Origin of the sequence: Nostoc sp. KVJ20 (assembly GCF_001712795.1) — a bacterium.
Classification (GTDB): domain Bacteria; phylum Cyanobacteriota; class Cyanobacteriia; order Cyanobacteriales; family Nostocaceae; genus Nostoc.
On the sequence record NZ_KV757680.1, the window covers coordinates 1 to 9,025 of the forward strand.

General features: G+C 43.2%; 3 protein-coding genes. 2 read left to right on the top strand and 1 reads right to left on the bottom strand.

Annotation, left to right across the window (positions count from 1 at the left end; all coding sequences use genetic code 11):
- Window positions 1–769: 769 nt before the first annotated feature.
- On the top strand, window positions 770–3,061 hold the full coding sequence (locus A4S05_RS28115; RefSeq protein ID WP_069073080.1) for a glycoside hydrolase family 65 protein: 2,292 nt from the start codon (window positions 770–772) through the stop codon (window positions 3,059–3,061).
- Between the two features lie 188 nt (window positions 3,062–3,249).
- On the opposite strand, the gene A4S05_RS28120 is transcribed toward A4S05_RS28115, so the two are convergent.
- A complete protein-coding gene (locus A4S05_RS28120; protein WP_084227301.1) occupies window positions 3,250–5,664 on the bottom strand; it encodes a COR domain-containing protein in 2,415 nt (804 codons plus the stop codon).
- A 265-nt stretch (window positions 5,665–5,929) separates the two neighbouring features.
- Between A4S05_RS28120 and A4S05_RS28125 the strand changes: the two genes are divergently transcribed.
- Window positions 5,930–8,731, top strand: a complete 2,802-nt coding sequence (locus A4S05_RS28125; RefSeq protein WP_069073081.1) for an ATP-binding protein — start codon at window positions 5,930–5,932, stop codon at window positions 8,729–8,731.
- The last annotated feature ends 294 nt before the right edge of the window (window positions 8,732–9,025 follow it).

Here is a 9,025-nt window from a genome sequence, read left to right on the forward strand (position 1 = left end):
TTTCCTCGTCCATTGCCTTAATTCCTCGCTTTTTCCTAAAAGCATTTTCCCCCCACACCCTGACATTCTTCACCGCATCTGACTTGCATATTTTTGCGGTCTGACAACAGTTGTGTATTTTACCTGCTTTTCTCCCTCTTTCTTAAACCCCTACCCTTGAAAGGGGGGTTAGGGGGGATCAACAAGTGCCTAAAATCACAGACAATTACTTTTCAAACAACCTCTAAGAGTACGCGGACTCGCTAACGCTTCTCTACGAGACGCAACGCGTTCGCTATAGCAATCCTAAATAAGTTGTGAAAATGCGCGATGTCCAGATCCCCGACTTCTTCTAAAAGTCGGGGATCTAATTTTTCACGAATGATTTAGGATTGCTATATTCAGTCGGGGATTCAGATCGGCGCAGGAATTTTTGAACCACCAAATTTACGATTTGGTCGTTCAAAAAGCCGGTTATTCATCTACCAATCGCACAGAAAACATTGCTAAATTCTGACTCCTGACTCCTGAATTCTGTTCGATAAATATGAAAGAAATTGATGAAAAACCCGATCAATTGGTTTCTGGTTGAGATTTATCAGTTCTAACTGACGTTATTCACGAAATCTAACTGTAGACAGATGAAATGTGAAGCGTTACTGTTATGAAGAACGTCTCTTTTTGTGTTTAGGCTGTATTCAAGTCTAGGCGCTAGAGCAAAGGAGTTAATCAATTCAAGATTGCTTCTAATTGTACTGCATCCTGACCCAAGACATAGGTTTTATTACTCATGCTCAACGTATCCACTCACAATTCTCAACAAAATCAACAATTAATTGACAATACTGACTGGAACGTTATTGAAACGGAGTTTGACGCGACGCAGTTACATCATAAAGAAACCGTCTTCACCCTTGGTAATGGGTTGTTGGGAGTGCGGGGTACGTTTGAAGAAGGGTATTCTCAGGATTTTCCAGCTACACTCATTCACGGTGTTTATGATGATGTAAAAATTGCTAATACCGAACTGGTAAACTGTCCCAACTGGCTACCATTGGTAGTAAAAGTAGCAGGGGAACGCTTTAGCCTGGATAGTGGTAAAATTCTCAACTATGAACGCCGGCTCGATCTACGCTTAGGCTTAGTTAGTCGTGATGTGCGGTGGCGTAGTCCTAATGGTCACACTCTAGATTTTCACTTCGAGCGGTTCACGAGTTTAGCAGACCAACATGTTTTGGCAATTCGCGCTCAAGTTACATCTGTAGACTTTGACGGTGAAATCACCATCGAAGCAGGATTTGACAGCGAACCACATAACCAAGGCGTTAAACATTGGCGAACCTTAAACCAAGGTGGCATAGATCAGATAATCTGGTTAAACAGTCAAACCATCCACTCAGGTATTCAACTGGGAATGGCGGCTAAGTTAGTAGTTGATGGTGACGAGACTACAGCCGTGAGTGTCAAAAATGCCTCTAGTTCTCCCACTTTGACAACCACCTTGAAGTTGCACCCAGGAAAAACGGCGATTGTCGAAAAGATTGTCACCCTGTTTACTTCACGAGAGACAGAAATTCCCGTTGCAGCCGCTCTACAAAGACTCGCTAATGAACCGAGATATACTACCCTGTTAGCAGCTCACATTGCGGCATGGGAGCAAGTGTGGCAAGACAGTGACATTATTATAGAAGGCGATCGCTTGGCTCAATTAAGCGTCCGTTACAATCTCTTCCAATTACTAGCTGTAACACCGCGTCACGATAGCCGAGTCAGCATTCCTCCTAAAACCCTCTCTGGTTTTGCCTATAGCGGACATATCTTTTGGGATACGGAAATATTCATCCTTCCCTTTCTCACCTTAACTCAACCAGCCCTAGCGCGGAACTTGCTCACCTACCGCTACCACACCTTACCAGGAGCTAGACGCAAAGCTCAAGAAGCAGGTTATCAAGGAGCAATGTTTGCTTGGGAAAGTGCTACTACTGGCGATGAAGTAACTCCGCGCTGGGTTCCGGCTCCCAACGGTGAATTAATCCGCATCTGGTGCGGTGACATTGAAGTGCATATTACCGCCGATGTTGCTTATGCAGTTTTACACTACTGGCAAACTACCAACGATGATGACTGGATGCGTGATTATGGCGCAGAAATTCTTCTTGATACGGCTATTTTCTGGGAAAGTCGGGTGCAGTGGAACCAAGAGCGCCACAGCTATGACATCCTAGATGTGATTGGCCCTGACGAAAATCACGATCGCGTCGATAATAATGCCTTCACCAATCTTATGGTACGGTGGCATTTGCAATCAGCTTTGGCGCTGTGGGACTGGCTCAAACAAGCTTACCCTGAAACCTCAGCAGAACTGGTGCAAAAACTCAACTTAACCACAGAACGTCTGCACAATTGGGCAGAAATTCAAGAGCGTCTATTTGTCAATGAAGATGCTCAAACAGGCTTAATTGAGCAGTTTGAAGGCTTTTTCCAGTTAGAAGACGTTAACCTGGCTGATTACGAACCGCGCAGCAAATCATTGCAAGGTTTGTTGGGAATTGAAGCTACAAGCCAAAAGCAGATTCTCAAGCAGCCAGATGTATTAATGCTGTTGTATTTATTGCGCGATCGCTATGACTATAACACCCTGGTCACCAACTGGGACTATTACACCGAACGCACCGACCACAGTTATGGTTCTTCACTAGGCCCAGCGATTCACGCCATCTTAGCTTGCGACCTTAATAAACCAGCCGAAGCCTATACACATTTTTTGCGATCGGCCTTGGTAGACTTAGAAGACGTAAGACTTAACGCCGCCGAAGGAATTCACGCCGCCAGTGCTGGAGGAGTATGGCAAGCAGTAGTTTTCGGGTTTGGCGGTATTCGGATGACTCAATTTGGCCCCGTTGCTTGTCCCAACCTACCACCTAACTGGACACGGTTGAAGTTTCGCCTGCAATGGCGTAACGAGTGGTATGACTTCGACTTACAAGCCGAAACAGAAGTCAAAGTTCCCGTCTTGGCAGATACAAGCTCGAAAATTAGTGAGGTTATCTTCGAGTTGGATGAAGTTTTAATCGATAGCTAAGAGTTTACCTGCGATCGTCGTACCACTTCGTGGAAGCAAGCTACGCGCAGCGTCTCGAAGAGAAGACGTTGGCACAGCCATCGCTTCCCCAAAAGAAACCTCTCCCTGGTTTTACTACGCAAAACCGTCCCTCTCCGACTCGGAGAGGGACAGACTTGAACTTTAGTTCAAGGCAGGGAGAGGTTCTTTTACTGAAGGAGTGCTGCTTCATTGATTTGTTCGCAGATATCTACCCAAGCTTTATCTCGTCTTCCTGCCACAATGGTGTTTAATGGGCGATCGGTAGCGTATGTTGCTTGATATTGTTCAATTGCTGTTGCCTTGTAGTTGCTAGCACGCAAAGGTATCCAGAGAATTTTGACTCCCTTAGCTTTCGCTGCTTCTAACAGAGGTGGTAACTCATTTTTACTAATAAAGCTTGATGCTAAGAAGTTTGGACTTACCAGCAATACTGCTACTTTTGCAGCTGCCAAAGCTGCCTGGATTTCATCTCGCCACACAGCACCAGGCTTGATTTTGGTATCATCCCAGAGGTTGAGATTTTGTTCTCTAATTAATGGTTCTAAATGAATTTTGAGGTCATCGAACCACTTTTTATCTTTGTGACTATAGCTAATGAAAACTAGATTTCTGGTTACGGGTTCAAACATGGGTATTTCCAAACTTGGTGGAGTCGGGAAAACATCGTCAATCAGTCTGCGGACATCTACCATATCACCGTTATCTTGGCACTGAATTTGGTAGCGATTATTTTCCCGGAATTTGTACAACACGTCTCGGCTGTAAAAATGAGGATTTTGACTATTCTTACAGCTTTTACAGTTGCAGGGAACAAGTGTTTGATATTTCAAACGTTCGTAAGAATTATGGATTTTGTCTAGTTCATTGGTAATAACTGCTAGCAGTTCTTTCTTGCGGTTTCCTGCGACACGGACTTTTATTTCTCGTTGATTGTAGTGTTCAATCACTTCAGCACGGCTTTTGTATTTAGTAAGAACAACGCCTGTTTTCCAAACTAGGATTGGTTGTTCAATATCAGAGTGCATTTCGACTATAAAGCGGGTGAGAATACCTTTTGGCATGAAGTCATATTTATAGCGCAGGATTAGGTTATTGGATTCATCCCAATTGAAATCAGGTTGGTTGACAGAGAGTAATTCAGGTGCAATATAAGTGCCGGGACTACTAGGAATTTCATAGCATAGTTTAAATTTCATCATTAGCCGCAATAGTTCTGGTCGCATATCGGCATATTTGTCTTCATGCCAAATGCTTGCTAAATCATTGCGATCAAATTCACCTAGTTTTTTAATGACTTGAGGATTATCTAAGACTTTGTAAACGGCATCTGTACCCCAAGTGGGCTTGAGAATAACGGTTTTTCTTAGCAAGTCATCATCTTGAAAGTGAAGGCATACACCTAAATCATGCAGATAGCCACTGAGTTGGAGTTTATCTTCCTGTTTAGTAAAACCATGTTGATCGCAGATGTTTAGATATTCTTCCAAGCTAATATATTCGTGAGAGTTACCTTCTAAAGCTTCTCGCACTTTGACCCAGGTTTTAGGGAGTTCTATTCCTACATGAGGTAGGTTAGTAATATAATGCTTAATTTTATTTAAGATTTCTGGCAGACCGCGATCAGTGGCCAGGTTTGTAGTAAGTGTTTCCTTAAAATTGGTGAATTCGCGCCGTAACTCCCGCTCGTTTATTTCTCGTTTGCGCTCCTGTTTTTCATTTTTGATAATTAACAAAGGACTATTACCACTCAGTAATTCAACCACATTTAACCAGTAGTAGAAATCTGTGTCTTCTTTGCGAGTATCAGCAACCAAGACATAAAGAGAGCGTTTTGTGAGGAAAAATTGGTGGGTAGCATGATAAATTTCTTGCCCACCAAAGTCCCAAATGTTGACCTGAAATTCTCTGTTATTATTGTCAAGCAAGAACTTCCATTGAATAACATCAATGCCTTCGGTGGTATTTTCATCTTGTTGTAACGTATATTGATTATCTTGAATTTTTTTGGCTAGCGTAGTTTTACCTGCACCACCTTCTCCCACAATGATTAATTTAGCTTCATAAAGGCGATCAGTTTCTTGTTCTATTTGTTGTTTATAGAAGTTCAGAATTGCTCTAGCCCCTTTTTTTTGGATTTCCGGTGGCAGACTGCTCAGTTGATTACTGTCCAGGTGGAGGGTTTGCAGGTTGGTGAGTTGGACAATTTCTGGTGGCAGACTGCTCAGTTGATTACTGCTGAGGTAGAGGGTTTGCAGTTTGGTGAGTTGGCCAATTTCCGGTGGCAGGCTGCTCAGTTGATTAATGCTGAGGTAGAGGGATTGCAGGTTGGTGAGTTGGCCAATTTCCGGTGGCAGACTGCTCAGTTGATTACTGCTGAGGTTGAGGAATTGCAGGTTGGTGAGTTGGAAAATTTCCGTTGGCAGACTACTCAGTTGATTACCGATGAGGTGGAGGGATCGCAGGTTGGTGAGTTGGCCAATTTCCGGTGGCAGTGTTGTTAAGCCTTTGCCAGAAAGGTGTAATTGTGTCTTCTTATCTCTGACAGCTTTTTTAATAATTTGCAGCAGTTCTTCGTTAATCATTTCGGGTTTTACAAAGGCAATGCTTGACGATGATTTGCTGCTTGGACGCGCAGCAGAGAAATTGAGCTAATTAATAATGTAGCCTGTATCAAGGATTGGATTGTGGCGATCGCAGGTTCCTACGCTTCTAGACTCGACCTCACAACTTCACCATTCCACCTGTGAACACCTACTGTCGAGCGAAAAGTCTTTGTTCTGAACATTAAATAGATGGGAACTCTAGCAAATAAGCTAAATTACAGTATCCCACCCAAAACTACCAACGATGCCCCATTCTGCTCATGCCACTTTGGGCCAATCTTCTTACCCTCGCTTAACTAGAAGCCTAAGTGCTATTGAAAGTTGGGGCTTTGGTTTGACAGCTCATATTTCTTGGACAGCATTGGTTCCAGCAATTCATTTTGCTCTCGGTTCCCAAGCTATTTTTGTCTGGATACCTGCGGTGATTTTCGGAATGCTGCTCAACTATCAAGTCAAACGCTTGGGTATGCATTTTATGAATGTGGCAGGAGGAACACCTAACTATGCTAGTAAGCTACTGCAACACTACCCAGGACTTGCTAGCTATGCAGCAATTGGATACCTTCTCAATTGGGTTTCTTATTTAGCAGTTAATACAATCGTACTTAAAGACTTAATTAAGGTGAATTTAGAGGCGCTAGGTATTGCCTGTCCAGACATACTTCTGGAGATTAGCTTTACACTGTTGCCGTTTATCGTCGCCTTTAGTGGTACTCGCGCCCTGAGTATTTTACATTTGTTTTTTGTAATTCCAGCCTTTGGACTGCTAATGACTTTCTGCATCCAAGGTCTTTGTTGGTTAGCTTTTTCTCCCGTTAGTCCTGGGTTTTTTCCTAGCAATTGGCCACCTTTGAGCTTTGTGGATTGGGCAAAGTGGTTCTTTTTCGTCACCTATGCAACCTACAGCTGTGAAACGGCTTCTTCTTTTGTTGCCGATAGCCGCCACCCCACGCAGACGCTACGTTTTCTAGATGTTGCTGCTTGGATGATGCCACCCATCTTTTTGGGGGGGTCTTGGATAGTAATCCGGTTAGCAACCAATCCCAACCTTCAAGACAATGCTTTCTTGAATCTTGTGGCGGCTTCCCAGCCCTTTTGGGGAAGATTTGCTGGTGTCAGTGTTTCCTTTTTGCTAGTAGCTGCAAGTCTTTTAGGTTCGGCAACGGTGGTTTCTAATTGCCCGCGAATTTTGTATCAATTGGCTTTAGATAAACACATCTCACCAGTATTTTCTGTTGTATCACGTCGGGGTGTGTTTGCCCCAGCATTGACATTGACACTGGTATTGTGCTTAATCTATCTAATTTGGGGAGATGTCGCGCAAATCGTTGCTGTTGGTAACGTCGGGTGGTTTGTCTCCTTTATGTTACTGCATCTAGGGCTTTGGCTCCGGCGCGATCGCTCAGAAGTTTTGTTCCCTCGCATATCTTTGGGTATTCTGCTAATAGAAGTTGTAGTGCTGTTGGTGGGTGGACTAGCCTGGGGTTGGCTCAACTTGCTCATTGGATTATTATTTCCCATTGGTGTCATGGCAATAGATGCAGTGATTCGCCGGGTAAACTTCCCTCCGTTCCATCCCAGTTGGTGGATGCAGCGATATCGCACGCGCCCTGTGGTAATTATCAAAGACTCAGTAATTCTTCAGGTGAGCATCCTGATTTTTTTATTGTGTAGTGCAGTAGCAATTGGCTGGTTATTTGGTGTCAAACTTAATCAAGTCGCAACTGCGGGGGGTGAAAATATATTTGTAGTGCTGCTAATGAGTGTGGCATTTGTGGGAGTTGCGATCGCTTGTTGGACAAGTTTACCTCAAGTGGTTGCGATCGCAGAAGCCAGAGAAGCTGCCGAACACCTGTTTACTGTCGCCCAGGATGCTATTTTAGTCGTAGATGATCAAGGCATTATCCAGCAAGCTAACCCAGCTACCGAATCTTTCTTTGGTGTCAACCCATCTGAGTTGCAGGGAAATCACCTCAACAAATGGCTACCCACATTAGTCTACTATCCAGACCAGTGGGCAAAGCGTAGCGAACAAACCCTACTCAGCAATGGGAAAAACAGAACCTTAGAAGTTTCCATTTCAGATAGACCCCATCAAGATTTTCAGGAGTATGTCGTCATTCTCCACGACATTACCCAGCGTAAGCAAGCAGAGCAGATATTGCGATATTCAGAAGCACAATTGCGCCAAGAGGCAAAGCAGCTAGCATCTCAATTGGTGCAGAGTGAAAAAATGTCCAGTTTGGGGCAGTTAGTAGCAGGTGTAGCGCACGAAATCAACAATCCAGTCAACTTTATCTATGGCAATATCGCCCATGCCAATCAATATATCCAAGATTTATTAAGACTACTGCAACTATATCAGCAAAGCTATCCTAATCCAGGAACGGAAATTCAAAAAGAAACAGAAGCCATCGACTTAGATTTTCTGATTGCAGACTTACCAAACTTGCTCACTTCTATGACAGTTGGTGCTGAACGAATCACAGAAATCGTCTTATCTCTGCGAAACTTTTCCCGGTTAGATGAAGCAGAAATGAAAGCTGTGAATATCCATGAGGGCATAGATAATACGTTGATGATTCTGGAACATCGCCTCAAACCTAAATCTAACTATCTAGCAATTGAGGTGATCAAAGAGTACGGTGACTTGCCATTAGTAGAATGTTATGCTGGACAACTGAATCAAGTATTTATGAATCTTCTGGCAAATGCGATCGATGCTTTAGAAGAGGCAGTGGAAAATGGTGAGTGGGGAATAGAGAAAGCAGCACTCTCTACTCCCAAAATTTATATTAATACTCAACTCACTAGCGACAATCAGGTAGTTATCCGCATTGGTGACAATGGTATAGGCATTCCAGAAAACGTACAAAAACATTTATTTGAACCATTTTTTACTACTAAACCAGTTGGTAAAGGTACTGGGTTAGGTTTATCTATTAGTTACCAAATTATCACTCAAAAACATCAGGGAAAATTACAATGTATTTCTGCTCCTGGTGAGGGAACAGAATTTTTAATTGTAATTCCGTTAAACCAGTAAGCTATCAGAGTGTCTCAAACTCCTGAGTTATATTGATTATAAGTTTCGATCCCTCGGATAGGATTTAACAAGTAAATAGGCTCTAAGAGGATGTTTGAAAAGTCCTCTTGTTGGTATCAAAAGTTTTAGATCCCTCAAAGTCTCCCTTTTTAAGGGAGACTTTGATTCCGGCTCCCACCTTTTTAAGCTACGGTGTACACACAAGTCAAATTACCCCCCTTAATTCCCCCTTGGAAAGGGGGGAAAAAGAAATCTAGTTCCCTCCCCTTTCCCTATCCATTAGTCACATCTTTC

Excerpts from the sequence above, each read along its gene's own strand:
- A4S05_RS28120 (WP_084227301.1), bottom strand. The coding sequence starts at position 5,664 with ATGATTAACGAAGAACTGCTGCAAATTATTAAAAAAGCTGTCAGAGAT.
- A4S05_RS28125 (WP_069073081.1), top strand. The coding sequence starts at position 5,930 with ATGCCCCATTCTGCTCATGCCACTTTGGGCCAATCTTCTTACCCTCGC.
- A4S05_RS28115 (WP_069073080.1), top strand. The coding sequence starts at position 770 with ATGCTCAACGTATCCACTCACAATTCTCAACAAAATCAACAATTAATT.